Annotated in this window: 20 protein-coding genes; 11 read left to right on the top strand and 9 right to left on the bottom strand. The window is 72.4% G+C overall.

What is annotated here, in order from left to right:
• Positions 1-83 precede the first annotated feature (83 nt).
• Positions 84-1,508, top strand: coding sequence for a hypothetical protein (locus ABD858_RS14240; RefSeq protein WP_345037291.1), 1,425 nt, complete (start codon positions 84-86; stop codon positions 1,506-1,508).
• Between the two features lie 58 nt (positions 1,509-1,566).
• Here the strand turns inward: ABD858_RS14240 and ABD858_RS14235 are convergent, their stop codons facing one another.
• Entirely contained in the window at positions 1,567-2,862 is a 1,296-nt protein-coding gene (locus tag ABD858_RS14235; protein ID WP_345037289.1) for an ABC transporter substrate-binding protein, read from the bottom strand.
• Between the two features lie 172 nt (positions 2,863-3,034).
• Here ABD858_RS14235 and ABD858_RS14230 point away from each other — a divergent pair, with 172 nt between their 5' ends.
• Positions 3,035-3,481: an SCO4402 family protein gene (locus ABD858_RS14230; protein ID WP_425586327.1), complete on the top strand. Its 447-nt coding sequence runs from the start codon at positions 3,035-3,037 to the stop codon at positions 3,479-3,481.
• Between the two features lie 29 nt (positions 3,482-3,510).
• A complete protein-coding gene (gene purU / locus ABD858_RS14225; protein WP_345037284.1) occupies positions 3,511-4,383 on the top strand; it encodes a formyltetrahydrofolate deformylase in 873 nt (290 codons plus the stop codon).
• 406 nt (positions 4,384-4,789) lie between these two features.
• On the opposite strand, the gene ABD858_RS14220 is transcribed toward purU, so the two are convergent.
• Together ABD858_RS14220 and ABD858_RS14215 are read right to left on the bottom strand one after the other, a co-directional pair.
• Positions 4,790-6,073: a zf-HC2 domain-containing protein gene (locus ABD858_RS14220; RefSeq protein WP_345037282.1), complete on the bottom strand. Its 1,284-nt coding sequence runs from the start codon at positions 6,071-6,073 to the stop codon at positions 4,790-4,792.
• On the bottom strand, positions 6,070-6,627 hold the full coding sequence (locus ABD858_RS14215) for a sigma-70 family RNA polymerase sigma factor (RefSeq protein ID WP_345037280.1): 558 nt from the start codon (positions 6,625-6,627) through the stop codon (positions 6,070-6,072). Before ABD858_RS14215 ends, ABD858_RS14220 begins: the two co-directional genes overlap by 4 nt.
• Positions 6,628-6,828: 201 nt before the next feature.
• Between ABD858_RS14215 and ABD858_RS14210 the strand changes: the two genes are divergently transcribed.
• A complete protein-coding gene (locus tag ABD858_RS14210; RefSeq protein ID WP_345037278.1) occupies positions 6,829-7,224 on the top strand; it encodes an STAS domain-containing protein in 396 nt (131 codons plus the stop codon).
• Between the two features lie 26 nt (positions 7,225-7,250).
• Here ABD858_RS14210 and ABD858_RS14205 read toward each other — a convergent pair whose 3' ends face one another.
• Positions 7,251-7,673 carry a TOBE domain-containing protein gene (locus ABD858_RS14205; protein ID WP_345037275.1) on the bottom strand — a complete coding sequence of 141 codons (423 nt, stop codon included), beginning with the start codon at positions 7,671-7,673 and terminating at the stop codon, positions 7,251-7,253.
• A gap of 355 nt (positions 7,674-8,028) precedes the next feature.
• On the opposite strand from ABD858_RS14205, the gene ABD858_RS14200 reads away from it, so the two are divergent.
• Positions 8,029-8,490 (top strand): ATP-binding protein, encoded by a 462-nt coding sequence (locus ABD858_RS14200; protein ID WP_345037272.1) that lies wholly within the window; start codon positions 8,029-8,031, stop codon positions 8,488-8,490.
• A gap of 316 nt (positions 8,491-8,806) precedes the next feature.
• Entirely contained in the window at positions 8,807-10,051 is a 1,245-nt protein-coding gene (locus tag ABD858_RS14195; RefSeq protein WP_345037270.1) for an MFS transporter, read from the top strand.
• A gap of 82 nt (positions 10,052-10,133) precedes the next feature.
• Here the strand turns inward: ABD858_RS14195 and ABD858_RS14190 are convergent, their stop codons facing one another.
• Positions 10,134-10,805, bottom strand: coding sequence for a pyridoxal 5'-phosphate synthase (locus ABD858_RS14190; RefSeq protein WP_345037268.1), 672 nt, complete (start codon positions 10,803-10,805; stop codon positions 10,134-10,136).
• Between the two features lie 28 nt (positions 10,806-10,833).
• Positions 10,834-11,337: a DUF5949 family protein gene (locus ABD858_RS14185; RefSeq protein WP_345037265.1), complete on the bottom strand. Its 504-nt coding sequence runs from the start codon at positions 11,335-11,337 to the stop codon at positions 10,834-10,836.
• 147 nt (positions 11,338-11,484) lie between these two features.
• On the opposite strand from ABD858_RS14185, the gene ABD858_RS14180 reads away from it, so the two are divergent.
• On the top strand, positions 11,485-12,129 hold the full coding sequence (locus tag ABD858_RS14180; RefSeq protein WP_345037263.1) for a vitamin K epoxide reductase family protein: 645 nt from the start codon (positions 11,485-11,487) through the stop codon (positions 12,127-12,129).
• A gap of 170 nt (positions 12,130-12,299) precedes the next feature.
• Here the strand turns inward: ABD858_RS14180 and ABD858_RS14175 are convergent, their stop codons facing one another.
• From ABD858_RS14175 to ABD858_RS14165, 3 genes are all read right to left on the bottom strand, one after another.
• The gene (locus tag ABD858_RS14175; protein WP_345037261.1) at positions 12,300-12,587 is read right to left on the bottom strand and encodes a hypothetical protein; all 288 of its coding nucleotides are present in this window, start codon (positions 12,585-12,587) and stop codon (positions 12,300-12,302) included.
• Between the two features lie 188 nt (positions 12,588-12,775).
• Positions 12,776-13,099: a hypothetical protein gene (locus tag ABD858_RS14170; RefSeq protein WP_345037259.1), complete on the bottom strand. Its 324-nt coding sequence runs from the start codon at positions 13,097-13,099 to the stop codon at positions 12,776-12,778.
• A 297-nt stretch (positions 13,100-13,396) separates the two neighbouring features.
• Positions 13,397-13,639 carry a chaplin gene (locus ABD858_RS14165; protein WP_345037256.1) on the bottom strand — a complete coding sequence of 81 codons (243 nt, stop codon included), beginning with the start codon at positions 13,637-13,639 and terminating at the stop codon, positions 13,397-13,399.
• Between the two features lie 515 nt (positions 13,640-14,154).
• Here ABD858_RS14165 and ABD858_RS14160 point away from each other — a divergent pair.
• From ABD858_RS14160 to murJ, 4 genes are all read left to right on the top strand, one after another.
• Positions 14,155-15,294: a glycosyltransferase gene (locus tag ABD858_RS14160; RefSeq protein ID WP_345037254.1), complete on the top strand. Its 1,140-nt coding sequence runs from the start codon at positions 14,155-14,157 to the stop codon at positions 15,292-15,294.
• Entirely contained in the window at positions 15,291-16,697 is a 1,407-nt protein-coding gene (locus ABD858_RS14155) for a sugar transferase (RefSeq protein WP_345037251.1), read from the top strand. Before ABD858_RS14160 ends, ABD858_RS14155 begins: the two co-directional genes overlap by 4 nt.
• Positions 16,698-16,699: 2 nt before the next feature.
• The gene (locus ABD858_RS14150) at positions 16,700-18,010 is read left to right on the top strand and encodes an O-antigen ligase family protein (RefSeq protein WP_425586197.1); all 1,311 of its coding nucleotides are present in this window, start codon (positions 16,700-16,702) and stop codon (positions 18,008-18,010) included.
• A gap of 137 nt (positions 18,011-18,147) precedes the next feature.
• On the top strand, positions 18,148-19,740 hold the full coding sequence (murJ, locus tag ABD858_RS14145) for a murein biosynthesis integral membrane protein MurJ (RefSeq protein WP_345037249.1): 1,593 nt from the start codon (positions 18,148-18,150) through the stop codon (positions 19,738-19,740).
• Positions 19,741-19,743 lie beyond the last annotated feature (3 nt).

Genomic DNA, 19,743 nt, shown 5'->3' with positions numbered 1-19,743 from the left:
CGTACCCGATGGGCGTGGCAGATCCGCTGAGCCACCCGGTAGCGTGAACCGACGATTCCGTAGGTTCACAAGTAGGAGTCCCGGTGACGCAGAGCGGACAGGGCGAGGACCCGCAGATATCCGCGGTGCCTCCCGCCCACGAGGGTGTCGTGCTGCCCGCGGACGGAAGCGGTTCCTGGGGCCCCGCCGCCCCGAGCACCCCGCCGGGCGGCCAGGCCTGGGGCCAGTCCTGGGGCCCGTCCCCGATGCCGCCGCAGGCGCAGCCGGGCGGACAGGGCTATGCCGGTCAGCCGGCGCAGTCCGCGTACCCGGGGCAGCAGCCCTACCCGGGACAGGGCTGGCCCGAGCCCGCGCAGGCCGGGAACGCGCCGGCCGCCCAGCCGCTGCCGCCGGAGGTGCCGGCCGGCGGGCCCGTGGATCAGGGCGCGACACAGTACATACCGCCGGTCGCGGGAGGAGCGCTGCCGCCCGAGGCGGTGGGCGGTACGGACTCCGAGGCGACCCAGTACATGGCGCACCCGTCCGCGCCTGCCGCCGGAGCGCCGGCGCACCCGTTCCCGGCGGCCGGCGACGCGCAGGCGACGCAGTACCTGCCGCCGGTGGGCGCGGCGGGCCCCGGGAACGCCGAGGCGACGCAGTATTTGCCGCCGGTCGGCGCGGCGGGCCCCGGGAACGCCGAGGCGACGCAGTACCTGCCGCCCGTGGGCGCCCAGGAGGCGGCCTACGGGGAGCGGCAGCCGCCCTCCGAGTTCGACAGCCTCTTCCGCAACGAAGGGAGGCCGCAGCAGCCGCAGCAGCCGCCGCCGCCCCCGTACGAGCCCCTGCGGCCGCGGGGCCGGCGCGCCGAGCCCGAGCCCGAGCGCGCGGGGCCGGCGCGCAAGCCGGCGCACGCGGTGCTGATCAGCGCGGTGGTCGTCGGATGCGCTGTCGTGGGACTGCTCGCCGGCGCCCTGATGAGCGGCGGCGACGAGGACAAGAACGGCACGCAGCCGGTCGCGGCCACGAACGCGCCGGAGGCCGAGCAGAAGTCGGCCACGCAGCCCGCCGAGGACCCGGCCAAGGCCCAGGCCGAGGAACTGGACAAGCTGCTGGAGGACAGCAACAACAGCCGTGCCTCCGTGATCAGTGCCGTCCAGTCGATCAAGGCCTGCGACAACCTGGACGACGCCGCCGGCGACCTGCGTGACGCCGCCCGGCAGCGCCGCGATCTGGTGAACCGCCTCAAGGACATCAGTGTCGACAAGCTGCCGGACCATGCCGCGCTGACGGCCGACCTCACCAAGGCCTGGCAGGCGTCCGCGTCGGCCGACGACCACTACGCCGAGTGGGCCCATCAGGTCGACGGAAAGAAGGGCTGCAAGGACGGCAAGGCGCGCAACACGCAGTCCGCGGCGGAGGGTAACCGCGCCAGCGGTGAGGCGACCGCCGCCAAGCAGTCCGCGGCGAACCGGTGGAACGCGATCGCCGAGAAGTACGGGCTGAAGAAGCGGACCGCCACCGACCTGTAGGGGGTCGAAGAGCGGGGAGGCCGGCCCTTCCTGGGCCGGCCTCCCCGCTGAACCGGTCTCAGTCGACCGAGGAGTTCGTCAGCGTGTCGGTGACGTCCACGGCCTCCATCGTGTCGGACACCAGCTTGCCGTTGCGTACGACCTGGAAGGTGACGCCCGGGTTGACCATGCGCGGGAACTGCGGCACGCCGAGCAGGTCCTTCATGTGCCAGCGCAGGGTCGGGGTGAGTCCGCCGGTGCTGACGCCGGGCCCGTTGTCGAGCGCCTTGGCGAGGGCGCGTGCGTCGATCTCGTCGGAGTCGACCGCCTCGATGGCCGCCTTCAGCACGGTGTACGCGATGTACGTGGTCTGCACGCCCACGTCGGCCGGGTCGATCCGGTTGTCGCCGAAGGCGTGCTCGCGGATGAGCTCGTGCATCCCGTCCCAGCGCGGGTCGCCGGAGTCCGGGTACCAGCCGGTGACGTACGCGCCTTCGAAGGGGCCGTTCGCCCCGCCCGTACGGTTCACCAGGGACTGGTCCACACTGCCCAGGATGGAGGCGACGTGGACGTTGTCCGCCTCGTTGCGGTCCTTGAGGCGCCGGAAGGAGTCGACGAACGTCTCGGTACGTTCGCCGAGCACCGCGCTGACGCAGCCCTCCGCGTCGCTCCCGGCCGAGCCCGCGTGGTCGAGTGCCCGGTCTGCCTGCGAGGTGTAGTCGCCGGCGTCCTCCGGTGCCTTGATGTCCAGTGCGGGCTCGCGGCCGGCCTCCTTCAGGCCGGAGTCGAGCAGGGTCGGCAGGGCGTCGCCCGCCACCGAGTCGGGGCGTACCAGCGCGACCGCTGCGCAGTTGCGTGCCAGCTGCTTGCCGCTGCCGGCCATCAGAGCCACCTGGCCGCCGTTGACGGGGTAGGAGAGGCTGCTGGTGAACTCCTCGTCGGAGAGGCCGTAGCCGCCGATGTAGGGGATGCCCGCCGCTTCCAGCGGAGCCATGAAGGACCGGCCGTACTGGCTGTAGGAGCCGACGACCGCGACGGCCTTCTCGTCGACGGCCTGGCGGGCGCACGTGGCGGCACCCACCGGGGTGTTGCGCTCGTTGCAGGTGATGACGCGGAGCTCGTGTCCGTCGATCCCACCGTTGGCGTTGGCCCAGCGGCCGTACGCCTCCGCGAGGGCCGGCATGCCCGGCTTGTTCGTGGCGTTGGTGCCCTCCGGCGCCCAGGTCATCACCGTGAGGGTGTCCCTGGAGCCCACCGAACCCCCGGGGAGGACACCGCAACCCGTGAGAAGGGAGGCCCCCAGCGCCGTACACACGGCGATCGCCGTCGAGGCCGAGAAAGGACGAGTGCAGGAGGAACGAGGCCAACCGGTCATGATCAGGGAGATTTCCGCGCCCCGTGGAACGGCGGAGTGAGCTTGATCCAACTGGCGGTGACATCGAGGTGAATTGCGGGGGGCCGTCCCATCCGCGTATTCGGGGAACGTACGATCGACGATTGTGCAAAGTCCGGAGACCTCTTCCCGTCGCGGCCGTCGCTCCTCCACCATGGGCGGTATGCCGCTCAACGACATGCCGTGGTGGCGCTGGCGCGCGAATGTGCGTTCCGCGCTGCACATGCTCTCCGACCCGGTCTTCCAGAAGGAGTGCTGGGTCACGCCGCGCGAGGGGTACGGGGACGTCACCGATGCCGTGTACCGGCTCGTCGAGGACACCTGGCTGGACAACTGGTCGGCCGAGAAGTACGTCGGCACCATCTTCCGTGACTCGAACGAGGCCGCACTGGTGGATGTCGCGGTCATGCGGGTGCTGCGGATCATGCACCAGGTGGGGGCGGACGCCCCGGTATCGGCGTACATGGAGCATCACGGCTGGCCCGAGGCCGTACGGGCCGCCCGCGACGCCCATGTCCGGCTGGCCGCGAACGACGGCGAGGACCCCGACGCTCCGCCGCGCTCGCTCGACGTGCTCCGCATATTGACCAGGTCGAGCTGACCGGTCGCGGGTTGTGGCACTCTACGGAGATGACCGTGTCGCAGCCCGCCATCTCCGACCAGTACATCCTGACCCTGTCATGCCCGGACAAACAGGGCATTGTGCACGCCGTGTCCAGCTACCTCTTCATCACCGGCTGCAACATCATGGACAGCCAGCAGTTCGGCGACCATGACACGGGGCTGTTCTTCATGCGGGTCCACTTCAGCGCCGAGACTCCGGTGACGGCGGAGAAGCTGCGGGCGAGCTTCGCCGCGGTGGGCGACTCGCACCAGATGGACTGGCAGATCCACCGGGCCGACGACAGGATGCGCATCGTCCTGATGGTCAGCAAGTTCGGCCACTGCCTGAACGACCTCCTCTTCCGCGCCCGGACCGGGGGGCTGCCGGTCGAGATCGCGGCCGTCGTCTCCAACCACACGGACTTCGCCGAGCTGGTCGGCTCGTACGACATCCCGTTCCACCACATCCCGGTGACCAAGGACAGCAAGGCCGAGGCCGAGGCACAGCTGCTGGACATCGTCCGCGGCGAGAACGTCGAGCTGGTGGTGCTGGCCCGCTACATGCAGGTGCTGTCGGACGACCTGTGCAAGCAGCTGTCCGGCCGGATCATCAACATCCACCACTCCTTCCTGCCGAGCTTCAAGGGCGCAAAGCCCTACCACCAGGCTCACGCGCGCGGTGTGAAGCTGATCGGCGCGACGGCCCACTACGTCACCGCCGACCTCGACGAGGGCCCGATCATCGAGCAGGAGGTCGAGCGGGTCGGCCACGAGGTCACCCCCGAGCAACTGGTCGCGATCGGCCGGGACGTGGAGTGCCAGGCGCTGGCCCGCGCGGTCAAGTGGCACGCGGAACGCCGCATCCTGCTCAACGGCCGCCGCACGGTGGTGTTCGCTTAGGTCCTGTCCGGCCGGTCATGCCGGGCTCGCGGCGGGCACCGCAGCCGCTCCGCGGCGGGCGCACCTCTCCCCCGTAGCCCTTCGGCCACGGGAGGTGCCCCCACCGTCGTCGTCGGTCGCCGATGTCCCCCGGCTACCTCCCCCGGCTACCTCCCCCGGCTACCTCCCCCGGCTACCTCCCCCGGCTACCTCCCCCGGCTACCTCCCCCGGCTACCTCCCCCGGCTACCTCCCCCAGCTACCGCTGGGGGTGCCCCCAGAGGTGTCCCCAGAGGTGCCCCCCGCATGGGTGGACATCAGCCGCTCCGCGGCGGGCCCTTCCTCCGCCTTGCGATGCACGGCACCAGCCGCCGCTCCCTGATCCGGCCTGATCGACCGGACAGGACCGGGGTGTCCGGCCCGTCGGGTCAGAGGCGGCTCAGCGAGGCCGCCGCGAACAGCACTTCCCGGATGGCCTCGCGGTCGCCGTCATGGCCCGCGGCCGCCTCCTCCGGGGAGACATGGCCGGCCACCAGCTGGCAGAACTCCAGTCCGTCCAGGGCGATCTGTGCCACCTGGTGGTCGGCCGAGCCGACCGCGGCCGGCGAGTCCAGGGCGATGTACCACTCGCCGCCGCCCGCGCCCTCGATCACCAGCCGGAGCGTACGCCCCGGCGAACCGGCCGTCACCAGCCGCCGGGACGGCCCGGCCAGCCCCGCCCTGCGGCGCGCGGCGAGCGCCACCGGCAGCAGCCGCGCGGCCAGGTCGATCATGCGGTTGAGATGCGCGCCCGCGGGCGGGGCGTACGGATAGGCCACCGCGTCCGCGATGTCGGCCGCGTGCACCCAGCACTCGAAAGCCCGCTCCAGCAGGGCATCGCCCAGAGCCAGCCCGAAATCCCCGTACGACACGGTCAGCTCGGCGACCCCGCGGCCCGCGAAGGACACCGTGCGGATGAGCGTACGGCTCTGGTCCCGCCAGGGCTCGCGCACGGAACGGGTGAGCGGATGGTGGGCGGTCCGCCAGTACACGTCGGTGCGCTCGGTGGGACCGGCGCCGGCCTCCGGGGCGTCCGCGCCGAGCGGGTCGCCGAGGCCGAGCGCGGTGGCGACCATGCCGTCGACGGTCATAAGGTGGCCCATCACCCCGGCGACGGTCGTCTTGCGGCTGACCTTCCGCTCGCGCTCGAACCACCGGAGCCGCACCGGAGTGTGCCACTCCGCGGGGCCGATGTCGTTGAGCAGCGCGTCGAGGCGCGCGGTCTCCGCGTCGTAGGGCGCGGCCCAGCCGGGCATGGGGATCCGGGCCGGCCGGCGCCCCAGGCAGTTCTCGAGCACCCGTGAGCGCAGCAGGGGGTCGAGGTCGAGATTCCGCTCCATGTGCAGCAGCCCGACGGCATCACGCAGCCGCAGCGCCTCCTCGGCGCACGGGGCGCACTCGGTGAGGTGGCTCTCGACGGCCTCGGTCTCCTCCCCGGAACACGCGGTCAGTGCCCAGGCCCCGAGCAGCGACTTCAGCATGCTGTGCGATGCGTCGTCCCACCCCTGGCCGCCCTCGCCGCCCGGAGCGGGCGCGGCTTCGGTCCCCTGCCCGGCCTCGTCGGCGGGCGGTGGGCCGCCGGGGAGATCGTCCGCGGCCTGCCTGGGGGACGGGATCCGCGGTGCGCGGTCGGCGCCCGGGTCGTTCCGGTCGTGGTCCAGGGGGCCGGTCACAGGGAACGCCCGTAGCCGGACGTGCCCTCGACGGGGCGGGTGTTGGCGGTGGACAGCAGCTGGAGGCCCAGCCGGAGCCGGCGGCGTGCCTCGTCCTCCGTGACGCCCAGGTCGGCGGCGGTCTGGCGGTAGTCGCGGCGCTGGAAGTAGGCCAGTTCCAGCGCCGCCCGCAGCGGGGCGGGCATGGACGTGACGATGTAGTCGGCGCGGGCGGCGGCCGAGGCACGGCGGACCTTCCGCTCGAGCTCCTCCGCACTGACCGTGGCCGACGCGGCCTCGCGCAGCCGGTGCACGGCCTGCCGATGGGCGAGCCCGGCCACCCAGGACCGCATCGAGCCCTGCTTGGGGTCGTACGCGTCGGGGTTCTCCCAGACGTAGCCGAACACCTCGCGGGTGACCTGGTCGGCCGACTCGTCGTCGTCCAGCACACGATGGGCGAGGCTGTGCACCAGCGAGGCGAACCGGTCGTACAGCTCACCGAGCGCGGCCGCCTCGCCGCGCGCGAGCCGCTGCTGCATCCTGCGGTCCCAGCGGGGTGGCGTGTCCTTCACCATGTGGCCCCCAACCCAGCGCCTGTCTACTCCTCACATCGAATGTAGTGGGCGACGCCGTCGACATCTGTTCGTTTGGGTCAAATCCGCATGTGAGACGGCCCTGGATGCCAACGGACAAACGATTCCAGGCACATGAGGGGGTTTCGGCCGAGTCCTTCCGGGCAGCCGCGTCCAGAGGAACGCTACGAAAGGTCCTGACTCGTGGTGCTGAAGGTGGTGGAGGAGGACGGACACGGTGCGTGGAGCGTACTGCGGGTCTCCGGCGAGCTGGACCTGGTGACCGCCCCGCTGGTGCGCCGCCGTGTGCACGACGTGGTAGCGGTCGGCGGGCACGAGCTGGTGCTCGACCTGTCCGGGGTGCGGTTCTGCGACTCCAGCGGGGTGGGGATGCTGATCGCCGCCCGGCGGCTGCTGCGTTCCTGCGGGGGGAGCCTGCGGCTGATCCTGCCGGCGCAGGCCGAGGCCGGTGCCGACGGCTCGCATGTCGCCAGGGTGCTGACGGCCGTGGGCGTGCGCCGCCTCTTCGACGTGTACCCGGACCTGGCCACCGCCGCTGCCGCGACGTACCGCCCTCCGACGGGGGCGGACGCGGACTGACCGCGTCCGGTGCCGCGGCAGGGCCGTCAGGCCGCGTTGGCCAGGGAGATCTCGGTCGCCTTGATGAGGGAGACCACCGGGACGCCCTCCGCCAGGGCGAGCTCGTCGACGGCGTCCTTGGTGATCGCGGCGGTCAGCTCCGCGCCCGCGACGGCGACCCGGACCGTTGCCATCGCCACGCCGGAGGTCACGGACGTCACCGTGCCCGGCAGCTGGTTGCGGATGCTCAGGCCCTTCACCGCGGCGGTGGCGAGGGCCACCGCGCCGGCCTTGGCCAGCGCGTCGACCCGGCTGTCGGCGGCGAGACCGAGGTCGGCCACGGCCTCGGCGGTGACGGCGGCGGTGATTTCCTGGCCGCCGTCCAGCCTCACCTTGACGGTGGCCATGGCGGGTCCGATCGAGACGGAGACCACGGTGCCGCGCAGCCGGTTGCGAATGCTGAGGCTCATACGATCCATCGTGGCAGACGTGTAACGTCACCGAGTGTCAACAACGCATCGTGTCCGATGCGTGACTCGTCACACACCGTCGTCGGGTGCGGGCTCGGGTACGCTCCGTGCCGTGCGAGTGGTTCCGAGGCGCGGACTCCCCGGCTTCGGCTGCACGCGCTCCAGTTCGACGTCCCGCGGCGCGCGCCGCACAGTATGCACCACGCATACTCCTTCGCGCTGGAATATGCCCGAAGCGCTTGTTGCGGTGACTGTACGTCAATCATGCTGTGCCACAGGGAAATCACCTTCGGTGACTTTCGTGGTCCTGTCGGCGCGCGAGGCGTTGTGTCCGCCGGTTCGGATGGTGTGAGCGGTGCAGGTGCTTCAGGTTCAATTGGAAGTCGGTCCGGACCCCGCAGAGGTGGGCCGCGCCCGCAGGTGGGCCCGTTCGTGGCTGGCCGGTTCCGGCATAAGGCTCGACGAGCCGCTGGCCGAGACGCTGATCCTGCTGATCTCGGAACTGGTCACCAACGCGGTGGTGCACACCGGTTGTCCTGCCGTGCTGCGGATGCTCGGTGCCGGCACCGGCACGGTCCGGGTGGAGGTCGCGGACTTCAGCGCCTGCCCGCCCGCTCCGCGGCATGCGCGGGGGGAGGACACCAGCGGGCGTGGCCTGGAGCTGGTCGACGGTCTGGCCGACCGGTGGGGCTGGCAGCCGGAAGGCGCGGGCAAGCGCATCTGGTGCGAGGTGGACGGGGGCGCGCCCGCGGTGGCGAGGGGAGCATACGAGCCTGGAGTGTGCGAGCCGTCGTGCGCCGTCACAAATCGGATGTAACGGTCATGGCTCTGACCGGGTGTTGACGCCACGTGTCGAACTGATCACCCTGGGGTGAGCGATTCGTTGCGAGGGGACGTCGAGGAGACTGGGCCTCGGCGAGTGCGGGTCGCGGCTCGGCGTCAGGGCATCTACGCCGTAGCCGGGTGGCGGCCGCCGTGCCGTGCTCGGGGTGCGCATGAGCGCGCCGCCACCCGTGTCCGTGTCGGAGGACGGCGACCGGGGCGGGCGGGTGGCCCGGGGTGTGCTCACCCAGCTCGAAGAGCCGCGGATAACTGGTTGATGCGGCCCCGGGTGAACGTCCTAGTGTCGCCCCATGAGTTATCGCGCCCTTGCCACCAAACCCGTCCTGACCTGGGCTGTTGTCACCACGGCTGCCCGTGTCCCGGTGGCGATGGCGCCGCTTGCACTGGTCCTGCTGGTACGGGAGCGGCCCGGCGGCTACACACTGGGCGCCGCCCTCGCCGCCGTGTATGTCGTCGGCGAGGTCGTCGGCGCCATCACGCTCGGGCCGCGGATGGCGCCGGAGCGGGCCAGGCGGGCCCTGGCCGGAGGACTGGGCGTGGGAGCCGGCGCGTTCGGGGCGGTCGGCCTGCTGCCGCACGCCGACCCGGTCGTCCTCGGTGCGTTCGCGGCCCTCGCCGGGGCGGCACCCGCCGCCGCGACGGGCGGTCTGCGCGCGCTGCTCACCTCGCTGGTGCCGGAGCGGGCGGTGACCCAGGCTCTCAGCGCCGAGTCGATCCTCACCTACGTCCTGTGGGCGGCCGCCCCGGCCCTGACCACCGGTCTGGCGCTGGGCGTCGGCCCGCATATGCCGCTGCTGCTGGCCGCCGTGCTGATGGCCGCGGCCACCGCGGGTCTGTGGGCGCTGCCCGCCGGGTGGCCGGCGGACGACACCGACCGGAAGGGCGTCTCCATGGCCCGTACCCTCGCGGCCGCCTGGCCGGTGTACGTGTCCGGGGCCGCCGCCCTCGGTCTGCTGGCCCTCGCCGAACTCGTGCTGCCCGCCCTGCTGGAGCAGCGGGGCATCGCGGTCGGCTGGGCGGGCCCGCTGCTCGCCGGCTACTCGGTGGCGTCCGCCCTCGGTGCGTACCTCTACGGACTGCGCACCTGGCCGGGACGCCCCGAGACCCAGGGCCAGGTGCTGTTGGTGGCCTTCGCCGCCTGTGTCGCCCTGAGCGCGGCCGTGCCGGTGCTCGGCGTGATCGCGATGGGGCTGCTGGCCGCGGGTCTGCTCAACTCGTGGGTCCAGCTCGCCCGTAACCTATCGCTGCGCAACGCGCTGCCGGCGAGCGCCCTGGCGGCGGGCTACTCGGTGAGTTACGCGGCCGTGTCGGCCGGTTACGCGACGAGCGCCACCCTCTCCGGGGTCGTGCAGAGCGTGGCCGCGCCGTCCACGGCGGTGCTGTGCGGCGTGGGGCTGTGCCTCGTGCTGGCAACGGTCAGCACCGTCGGCGAGCGGCGGTCGGCCCGCCGCCGCGCGCTTCGTTCGTCGTGCTCCGCCTCGCTTCCGTTCAGGCCGAGTGCCCGCCCTCGTCCCTCGGACGGACCCTCAGCCTGAGCTGCAGCTCGGCTCGCCGCGGGTCACCGCGTAGCGGCCACGGCCCTGGCGATCCTGGCCGCGTCGAGGCGCAGTTCCCGGCTCACGGCCAGAGCAGCTCGCACACCCAGACGCCGTCGGCCTCCCGCCGGTACCGCAGCCGTACGTGCCGCCGGCGCTCGTCGCCCTGGAAGAACTCCACCTCGTCCGGCTCGAGTACGTACAGGGTCCAGCTCGGCACGGGCGCGTCCGGCTCGGACTCGGCCCGCTCCCAGGCGGCCGCCGAGGCCTGTTCCAGTTCCTCGTACGAGCCGAGAAGCTCGCTCTGCCTCCCGGTCAGCGCCGCCGCGAGCGCCCCCGTCGACCTGGCGTGCAGATCGGCGTGGCTCTCCGCGGGATCCGCCGCCGACACCGACCCCCGCACGCGTACCTGGCGGCCGAGCGCCGCCCAGTAGAAGCCCAGTGCCGCCTGCGGCCGCTCGGCCAGCTGCCGCCCCTTCGCGCTGGTCCGGTGAGAGGCGAAGTGCCAGCCGCGTCCGTCCGCGTCGTGCAGCATCAGCGTCCGTACGTCAGGCCGTCCGTCTGTGTCCGCGGTGGCGAGGCTCATCGTGTGCGGCTCCGGCTGCCCGGCCTCGGCGGCTTCGCGCAGCCACTGCCGGAAGAGCGGCAGCGGCTCGGCGGGGGCGTCGGCGGGGTCGAAACGCGGCAGCTCCGGTACGTCCCACACGCGCAGGCTGTGCAGCAGGGTGCGGAACTGGTCGTCGGTATCGCTCATGGGGCGATTCTCGCCGACGCGCCGGCCGTCAGCGCAGACTGCTGACCGGCAGCAGCACGTGGGCGGTCTCCTTCAGCGTCTCCTCGTCACCCACGAACGACCGCAGCGCTTCGTCGGAGACGGGACGGCCGGCGGCGGCCTGCGGCCATGGGCGGGTTGTGAACATGAAGTAGACCCGGCCGTGCCGGCGCGACGCGGCCAGCCACTCCGGCGGGACGGCGCTCTGGACGTGCAGGTACGGCATGGTCAGTACCACCTGGCCGGCCTGGACGAGGAGCGTCACCGGCAGCGGCGGGCCGGCGGACGCATCGACCGGCTCGGTGCCGACCGGCAGGCCGGTCCGTGCGAGGAGCAGCCGTACGGCCCTCGCCCCGGCCTCGGGACCCCCGATTCCGTCGCCGAGGGAGTAGGCGAGGAGGAAAGGCAGCGGCTCCTGCTCCCCGTCGACGGGCTCGCCGGTCCAGGCGATCACCGTCAGGGTGCCGAGCTGGGCCGGGGTAAGTTCGGCCGCAGTGGCCGGGGTTGAAGTCATGGCTCGGCACCCTAGCGGCGATGGAGGGGCAACTGGGCGGATATGTCACCTGGTCGGGTGACCACGCGCGGATGTTCCACGGGCGTGTCCAAACAGTTCGCGGACCGGTTAGGCCTGGGGCCGAACCGTCCGAGAAGGGACCACTCCATGACCGCGACGACGACACGAACGACGAGAACGACGGAGACCGCGCCGGACCGGGCGGACCGCCCGGAAGCCGTCGGCGCAGGCCGGGGGTTCGGCCGGCTGCTGGTGGTCACCGGCGCGGCGGGACTGCTCGCCTCGTGGGTGATCACCCTCGACAAGTTCAAGCTCCTGGAGGACCCGTCCTTCACGCCGGCGTGCAGTCTGAATCCGGTCGTGTCGTGCGGCAGCATCATGAAGAGCGAGCAGGCGGCGGCGTTCGGATTCCCCAACCCGATGCTGGGGCTGGTGGCGTACGGAATGGTGATCTGCGTGGGCGCCGGGCTGCTGGCCGGGGCGCGCTACCGCCGCTGGTTCTGGCTCGGACTCAACGCGGGCACGGTCTTCGGCGTCGGCTTCTGCACCTGGCTCCAGTTCCAGTCGCTCTACCGGATCGGCGCGCTGTGCCTGTGGTGCTGCCTGGCCTGGGTCGCGACCCTGGTGATGTTCTGCTACGTCACGACGCACAACATCACGCAACGGCTCCTGCCTGCGCCGGAGGGGCTGCGCCGTGGCCTCACGGAATTCCACTGGGTGGCACCGCTGCTGTGGACGGGGAGCATCGGCATGCTGGTTCTCACCAGGTGGTGGGAGTTCTGGACCGGTTGAGCCCTGTGAGCACCCGGAAAAAGTGTCGGCTCCACGGAACGCCCGTTCCGTGGAGCCGATCGGAGGCCATTGCCAGTGCTGTGACCGGAAAGGTTTGCCGGGAAGCTCGCGGCTCCCCCAGCGGTAGCTGGGGGAGCGTCGTGAGCCGGTGAACCTTTCCGGTCACAGCACTAGCCCTCGAGCGGGAGGCCGCCGAGCAGCTTGCCCGTGTCCCCGCCCCTCACCTTGTTGAGGGTGTTCGCCGTGTCCGAGACGGCCTTGACCAGCGAGCCCTCCTTCGACGTGTCCAGCATCCGGGTCTGCAGCGGCTGGGCGCCGCGCAGGGTCTGGGCGGCCACGGTGCCGACTGCGCCGTTGAGGCTTGTGGCCGGCATGCCCGAGACGGCAACGGCAGGAGATGCGACACCCGCCGCCATCAGGGAACCGGCGACGATCGCAGCAACCTTCGTGGGCTTCATGGGGAATCCTTCCTCGAGCGACGTCCGTCGCGCGACGGGAGAGCAACTGTCGTCCGGCGCAGGGGCATGGGGACAGGCCCTTGCGCGGCTTCGTCATCAGTAACGATCCCTGCGCGTGACGGAAACTCTCTGACGGCCGAATTTCCCGTCGCCCCACCCGAATGAAGCGCGGCGTCCGGATCCTCGTATCAGATGCGCCGGTCCGGCAGGGGAGCCGGCAGGGTGGACAGTCCGGGCTCACTGGCCACAGGCGCGGCGGTGTCCGCCGGAAGGCCGAAGACCGGCGGCACGGACGCCGGGCCGCGGGGGAACTCCGGAGTCTTGATCGGGAAGGGAAGCGGTGCGAGGCCCGGGACCGGGGCGAGGGTGACGTCGGCCGGCGAGGACGGAGTGTCGGTGGCCGGATTGCGGGGGGAATCGTCTGCCGCGGCGTACGCGGGACCGGCGATGCCGAGCAGGGCTGCGGCGCACAGGACCGACGTGGTGATGCGGCGCGATACCAGGGGGCGCATGGATTTTCCTTTCGATACAGACCCGTAAGGGCCTTTCGTTCACCGTGAAAGGTGTCACCGCATAAGGCAACCGGGCGATCGCGGACCTTTTTGTCACTCGCACGGCGGTCTCACCTTCGCTGACCAGCCAAGAGCCGACGTGGAAATCCGGACGGCGAATGTGCGGAACCGCCGCCGAAGGGGTGGTGCCACGCCGTGGAGCCGCGACGCGGAAAGAGACCGCTCACCCGGGAAGAAAAAGAGACCGCTCTCCCGGGAAGAGAGAGCGGTCGAAGGGCGGCTTCGCGGCCCCGCCCGTCAGGAGCCGTTGTGGCACCAGGCGCCCCACGCCGGGTTCAGCAGACCGATGACGTTGACGGTGTTGCCGCAGGCGTTCACCGGGATGTGTACCGGCACCTGGACGTTGTTGCCGGAGACGGCACCGGGGGAGTCCATGGCGGCGCCCTCCGCACCGGCGTCGGCAGCGGCGATGCCGGTGCCACCGAGGACAGCGGCGGCAGCCGCGGCTGACAGGACAACAGCCTTCGCGAAACGCGACATGGGGATGTGCTCCTTGGTCATACGGAATAACAGGCACTGCCGGACGGGCGCCCGACTCTTCCTTCAACGCCCGCGGAACGTGAGGGTTGCGCTGCCGAAAGAGTGAAGGCGCCTGCCCGGCAAGCCGAAAAGGCGAGCCGGACCCGGCGGCAGGCGCGCTCCGCAGGGTCCGGCGGTCTTGCGCCGGCGAGAGAAGGGGGCTCCGGGCCCCTTCTCGGCCCAGGTGGTGCAGCGACTTCAACGACCAAGTACCGGACGGGGATACGCGTGATCACTCGAAGGAATTCGCGGCGCGTCGACCGTGATTTTCGCCCGGCGTTCTGCCAGGGTTCTGATCTGTTTCGGTTGTGAAATCGGGAGAACCGGTCATGTGGAATTCCCTGATTCCTGCCGATGTCGCCGCGGCGCGCTGAGTTCGGTTCCCGGTGCGCCCGACGGCGGCCGATTCCTTTTGAGTGTCAGGAGCGGGGGAGAAGCGGCGCGTGCAGGAGCAACGCCAAGAAGAACGATTCAATTTGACGGTTCTTCACATCAGCCGACCCGTCGACGGCGGAGTGGCCCGCGTGGTGGCCGATCTGGTGGAGGCGCAGACCCGAGGCGGAGTGCGGGTGGCCGTGGCCTGCCCCGAGGGCGGGACACTGGCCGCGGCGGCGGCCGCGCGCGGTGCCGAGGTCCATCCCTGGAGGGCCGGCCGTGCCCCCGGGCTCTCGGTCGTCCACGAGACCCGCCAACTCGCCCGGCTCGTACGGAGGATCGCGCCCGACCTGGTGCACGCCCACAGCGCGAAGGCCGGTCTGGCCGCCCGGCTCGCCCTGCGCGGCCGTGTCCCGACTGTGTACCAGCCGCACGCCTGGTCGTTCGAGGCCGTCGAAGGGCTCACCGCGCGCGCCGCACGCGGCTGGGAGCGGTACGCGGCCCGGTGGACGGCCCGTGTGATCTGTGTCAGCGAGGCGGAGCGGCGTACCGGTGAGCGCGCCGGGATCGACGCCTGCTGGACGGTCGTGCACAACGGAGTCGACCTCGGACACTTCCGTCCCCTCGACAGCGCCCGGGCCCGTGCCGCGCTGCCCCTCACGGCCGGGCTGCCCCGCTCGGCGCCGCTGGTGGTGTGCGTCGGCCGGCTGTGCCGACAGAAGGGCCAGGATGTCCTGCTGCGCGCCTGGCCCCGGGTCACCGACCGGATGCCGCGGGCACGGCTGGTGCTCGTCGGTGACGGACCCGACGCCGGCCGGCTCAGAGCGGCCGCCGGGCCCTCGGTGCTGTTCGCGGGTGCGGTGCCCGACACCGCGCCCTGGTACCGCGCCGCCGATCTCGTCGTCCTGCCGTCCCGGTGGGAAGGCATGGCACTGGCCCCGCTGGAGGCCATGGCCTGCGGGCGGGCCGTCGTCGTCAGCGATGTGGACGGGGCCAGGGAGAGCCTGCCGCCCGGTCACGCGCCCATCTGTCTCACCCCACCCGGCGACCATCTGGCCCTGGCCGGAGTCCTCACCGAGCTCCTGCTGAACACCCCGCTGCGGGCCACGCTGGGCCGCCGGGCCCGTCAGCACGTACTCACCACCCACGATGTGCGGCAGACCGCCGGCGCCGTCGCGGACGTGTACCGCGAACTGGCCGCCGTGCCGCACCCCGAGTGCAGGGAGCGGATCCACCAGTGACCACGGAAAGCACCAGCGTTCCGCAGACTGCCCGGCAGAGCCGGACCGTCGTCCCGGTCGTCCCGCCCCGCGAGGTCTTCGACCGGCTTCCCCCACTGCCGCGCAGGCCACCGGCCTCCCGGGCCCGCCGGGTGCTGCCGCTGCTGCTCGTCGACGTCGTCGCAGCCCTGTTCGGCACCCTCTCGCTCGTCGGCGCATGCTGGTACGCCCCGCTGCTCGTCCTGTTCGCCGCCGGCCTCAACACGTACACCGACGCCCGGCCCGTACTCGACGTACTGCCCGCGCTGCTCCGGAACGTGACGTTCGCCTGGTGCGCCATGGCCACGGCTCTCGCGCACGCACACGCGCTCGCCCCCGCGACGCTGGCCGCGGGCGCCGCCCTCCATCTGGCGCTGGCCTGCGCCGGGCGCGGCGCCGTCCATGCGCACAGGACCAGAGCCAACGCACGGCACCTCCGGCCGGCCCTGGTCATCGGCCCCAGGACATCCGTACGGCGGGTTTCCACGATGCTCGACGCGCACCCCGAGTACGGACTGCGGCCCGTCGGCACGATCGGCCGCGACAGCACCACGGAGGACATCCGCCATGTCGTCATACGGAGCACCGTGCGCGACGCCGTGCTCGTGAACACCGAACGCGGCGAGCTGGTCCGGCTGTTCGGCGAGTGCGGCTGCACGGTGTGGCTCCTCGACGACCACGCCGCGTCCGGCGGACCCGCGCAGCAGCGCCGCCACGCGGGCCCGCGTCCCGACACGGCCGGGCACCTGTGGGGATTCGCCTGCCGCCGCGTCGACCCGCCTGCCGCCCCGGCCGCCCGGCGCCGTCCCGGCGCCACCGCCAAGCGTCTCCTCGATCTGCTCATCGCCGGACTCGCGCTGCTCGCGGCCGCACCCGTACTTCTCGCCTGCGCCGTCGCCGTACGCGCCTGTGACGGACCCGGCATCATGTTCCGGCAGGTACGCGTCGGGCAGGACGGCCGCCGCTTCGTCCTGCTGAAGTTCCGCACCCTCCGCCCCGCCGACGAGCACGAGGCGGCCACCCGGTGGAGCGTCGCACAGGACCGGCGCATGAGCGCCACCGGACGCTTTCTGCGCCGCACCTCGCTCGACGAACTCCCGCAGCTGTGGAACGTACTGCGCGGCGACATGAGCCTGGTCGGACCACGCCCCGAACGCCCCTACTTCGTCGCGCGGTTCAGCCGGACCCACCCCGGCTACGCGTCCCGGCACCGGATGCCCGTCGGCATCACCGGACTCGCCCAGATCCACGGTCTGCGCGGCGACACCTCCATCGAGGACCGGTCCCGTTTCGACAACCACTACATCGACAACTGGTCACTGTGGCAGGACATCTGCATCCTGCTGCGCACCGCCGCCTCCCTGGTACGCCCCGGAGGGAGCTGACCGTGATCCATGCCCCCTCCGTCCCGCTGCCCCGGTGGCCCCGGCTCGCGCACACCGACGCCCCGCTGATCCCGGCCCTCGCCGTCGTCGCCCTGCTCGCCGTCCCCGCCGAACCCGACGCGGCCACCGGAAGCACCGGCGCGACCCTCGCCGACGCCGCCTCCGCCGTGCTGGTCGCCCACTGCGTCCTGCGTCTGCTGCGTGACCGCCGCCGGCCCCTGACCCGAACGGCCGCCGTTCTGCTGGGACTTCCGGTCATCGGCATCACGGCCGCCGTGTTCGGCTCCGCCGGCCCCGCGACAGGCCTGGCCGGGGCGGTACGCCACCTCCAGATCTTCGTCCTGGTCCCGGCGGCGCTGCTGCTGCTCCTGCGCGACCGCCGCGACGCGCGGCTGGTCGCCGCCGCCGTGGTGGCGCTGGCACTGGCCGAGGGGGCGGTCGGCGTCCACCAGTACGTCACCGGTACCGGCGCCTCGTACATGGGGCAGGACATCCGCGCGGTCGGGACGTTCGGGGCGACCGACGTCATGGGGATGGCCGCCGTGGTCGGGTACGGCCTGGTCTGCGCCCTCGGACTGGCCCTCGCCCCCCGCTCCCGCGGACAGCGCCGGGCCGCGCTGCTGTGCGCCGCGCTGCTGGTCCTGCCGCTGGTCCTGTCCTTCAGCCGCGGCGCCTGGCTCGCCACCGCCGCCGCCTGCACGGCCCAGCTGCTGCTGGCCGGCCGGCGGATCTCGGTACCCGCCCTCGCCGCCGGGACCGCCGCCGCGGTGGTGCTCGTCGTGGGCCTCGGCGTCGGCACCGGACTCCTCCGGGAACGCGTCGCCAGCATCACCCAGGTCACCGACGCACCCGACCGGTCCGTCACCGACCGGTACACCATGTGGGTTGCCTCCATCGGCATGTGGCGCGAAGCCCCCGTCACAGGAGTGGGCCTGAAGGGCTTCCCCGCGTACCGCGACAGCCACGCCTCGCTCGCCCTGTCCTCCGGCGGCGACACGGCCGGAGCGGGCGCGGTCTTCCGACGGCAGCCGCTGCTGTCACCGCACAACATGTACCTCCTCATCCTCAGCGAACAGGGCCTGCTGGGCCTGACCGCGCTGCTCGGCAGCTGGCTCGCACTGCTCACGCTCGGTCTGCGCCGGCTGTCCCGCACCGTGCGCGGCAAGGACTGCGGGCTGATCGCCTGCGGCCTGCTGATCTGGCAGCTCGTCGACTTCCTCTACGCGGACATCGGCGGCCCCTCGACGGTCCTGACCGCCATCGGTCTGGGCCTGGCGGCCTGGTGGGCCCTGGCCGGGACGGCGGCACCATGAAGAACGGGCACCTGCGGCCTGCCGATCCGGCAGCTCGTCGACTTCCTCTACGCGGACATCGGCGGCCCCTCGACGGTCCTGACCGCCATCGGCCCGGGCCTGGCGGCCTGGTGGGCCCCGGCCGGGACGGCGACACCATGAAGAACGGACACCAGGCCCCGGCCCACCCGGCGCTCGACGACGGACCCGAACGCCCACCCGACGCGGGGCGGCGACGCCATGCGGAGCGCTCGCTCGCCCGGACCACGGTGATCACCGGGGCGATCACCGCCTGCGCCGCGCTGCTCGGTCTCGCGCGCGATCAGACCGTCGCGCATCTCTTCGGCGCCGGGCCCGAGACCGACGCGTTCCTGGTCTCCTGGACGGTGCCGGAGTTCGCCTCGACCCTGCTGATCGAGGACGCCATGGCGCTCGTCCTCGTACCGGCGTTCAGCCTCGCCCTCGCCCGGCGCGAACCCGTGCAGGCCCTGGTGCGGGCCACCCTGCCTCCGCTGCTGGGCGCCCTCGCCCTGCTGACGGTCGTGCTGGTGCTCGCCGCGGCGTGGCTGGTCGCGGTGCTCGCCCCGGGGCTGCCGGAGCAGGCGCTCGCCGCCGACTGCACCCGGCTGACCGCCACCTGCGCGTTCACCTTCGGTCTGGCCGGGTACTGCAGCGCCGTGCTGCGTGCGCACCGCAGCTTCGCTCTGCCGGCCGCGATCTATGTGGCGTACAACCTCGGGATCATCGCCGTCGCGCTGACGGCCGGCCCGCACTGGGGCGTACGCGCCGCCGCGGCCGGAGTGGCCCTCGGCGGCTGTCTGATGGTCCTGGTGCAACTGCCCGCGCTGCGGCGGAGAGTGAGGCTGCGCGAGGATGCCGGACGCCTTGGCGGCACCGGCCCCCGACTCGGCATCGGACTTCTCGCGCCGGTGATCGTCTTCGCCGCCGGGCGCCAGTCGCAGGTGCTCGTCGAGCGGTTCCTGGCCGCCCCGCTGCCCGCCGGGGCCATCTCGCACCTCAACTACGCGCAGAAGGTCGCCCAGATGCCGATGGTGCTCGCGATGATGCTGTGCACCATCACCTTCCCCGTGATCGCACGGGCGCTCGCCCGCGGCGACGCCGAGGCGGCCGGGCGCCGTATGGAACGCGACCTCATGCTGGCCGCCGTCGTCGTGCTGACCGGCGCCACGACCGTGGTCGCCTGCGCTCCGCAGATCGTCGAAATTCTCTTCCAGCGGGGTGCGTTCGACGCGGACGACACGGTGGCGACGGCCTCCGTGATGCGTGTCTACGCGCTGGGTCTGCTCGGCCACACCCTCGTCGGCGCGCTCGTACGCTCGTACTTCTCGGCCGCCCGGCCCACCTGGTACCCGGCAGCGGCCATGGCGGCCGGCCTGGCCGCCAACGTCCTGGCCGGCCTCGCCCTGGCACATGTCTGGGGCGCGCACGGCATCGCCGCCGCCAACGCCTTCGGCATCACCGTCACCGCCGTCCTGCTGCTGCGCGGCCTCGGCCGGTACACCGTCACCGTCGCGACCCGGCAGATCGCCGGCCGCCTTGCCCGGCTGACCGCCGCCGCACTGGCTGCCACCGGCACCGGCTGGGCGGCCGCCGCGTTCGTCGGCCCGCCCGTGCTCGCCGTCGCGGCGGGTGCCGCCGCCTGCACCGGAGTGTTCCTGGCGGCGGGCCGCTCCCTGCGGGTGGCCGTGATCCCCCTCCCACGAAAGCGCGAACATGCCGTCCACTCATAGGCC

The sequence above is a fragment of the Streptomyces sannanensis genome, from assembly GCF_039536205.1.
In the GTDB taxonomy this organism is placed as follows: Bacteria; Actinomycetota; Actinomycetes; order Streptomycetales; family Streptomycetaceae; genus Streptomyces; species Streptomyces sannanensis.
Note: the sequence above shows the minus strand (reverse complement) of the source record. Positions and strands in the feature narration are given on the sequence as shown.

Excerpts from the sequence above, each read along its gene's own strand:
- ABD858_RS14235 (WP_345037289.1), bottom strand. The coding sequence starts at position 2,862 with ATGACCGGTTGGCCTCGTTCCTCCTGCACTCGTCCTTTCTCGGCCTCG.
- ABD858_RS14230 (WP_425586327.1), top strand. The coding sequence starts at position 3,035 with ATGGGCGGTATGCCGCTCAACGACATGCCGTGGTGGCGCTGGCGCGCG.
- purU (WP_345037284.1), top strand. The coding sequence starts at position 3,511 with ATGACCGTGTCGCAGCCCGCCATCTCCGACCAGTACATCCTGACCCTG.
- ABD858_RS14215 (WP_345037280.1), bottom strand. The coding sequence starts at position 6,627 with ATGGTGAAGGACACGCCACCCCGCTGGGACCGCAGGATGCAGCAGCGG.
- ABD858_RS14205 (WP_345037275.1), bottom strand. The coding sequence starts at position 7,673 with ATGAGCCTCAGCATTCGCAACCGGCTGCGCGGCACCGTGGTCTCCGTC.
- ABD858_RS14195 (WP_345037270.1), top strand. The coding sequence starts at position 8,807 with ATGAGTTATCGCGCCCTTGCCACCAAACCCGTCCTGACCTGGGCTGTT.
- ABD858_RS14190 (WP_345037268.1), bottom strand. The coding sequence starts at position 10,805 with ATGAGCGATACCGACGACCAGTTCCGCACCCTGCTGCACAGCCTGCGC.
- ABD858_RS14185 (WP_345037265.1), bottom strand. The coding sequence starts at position 11,337 with ATGACTTCAACCCCGGCCACTGCGGCCGAACTTACCCCGGCCCAGCTC.
- ABD858_RS14180 (WP_345037263.1), top strand. The coding sequence starts at position 11,485 with ATGACCGCGACGACGACACGAACGACGAGAACGACGGAGACCGCGCCG.
- ABD858_RS14175 (WP_345037261.1), bottom strand. The coding sequence starts at position 12,587 with ATGAAGCCCACGAAGGTTGCTGCGATCGTCGCCGGTTCCCTGATGGCG.
- ABD858_RS14170 (WP_345037259.1), bottom strand. The coding sequence starts at position 13,099 with ATGCGCCCCCTGGTATCGCGCCGCATCACCACGTCGGTCCTGTGCGCC.
- ABD858_RS14165 (WP_345037256.1), bottom strand. The coding sequence starts at position 13,639 with ATGTCGCGTTTCGCGAAGGCTGTTGTCCTGTCAGCCGCGGCTGCCGCC.
- murJ (WP_345037249.1), top strand. The coding sequence starts at position 18,148 with ATGAAGAACGGACACCAGGCCCCGGCCCACCCGGCGCTCGACGACGGA.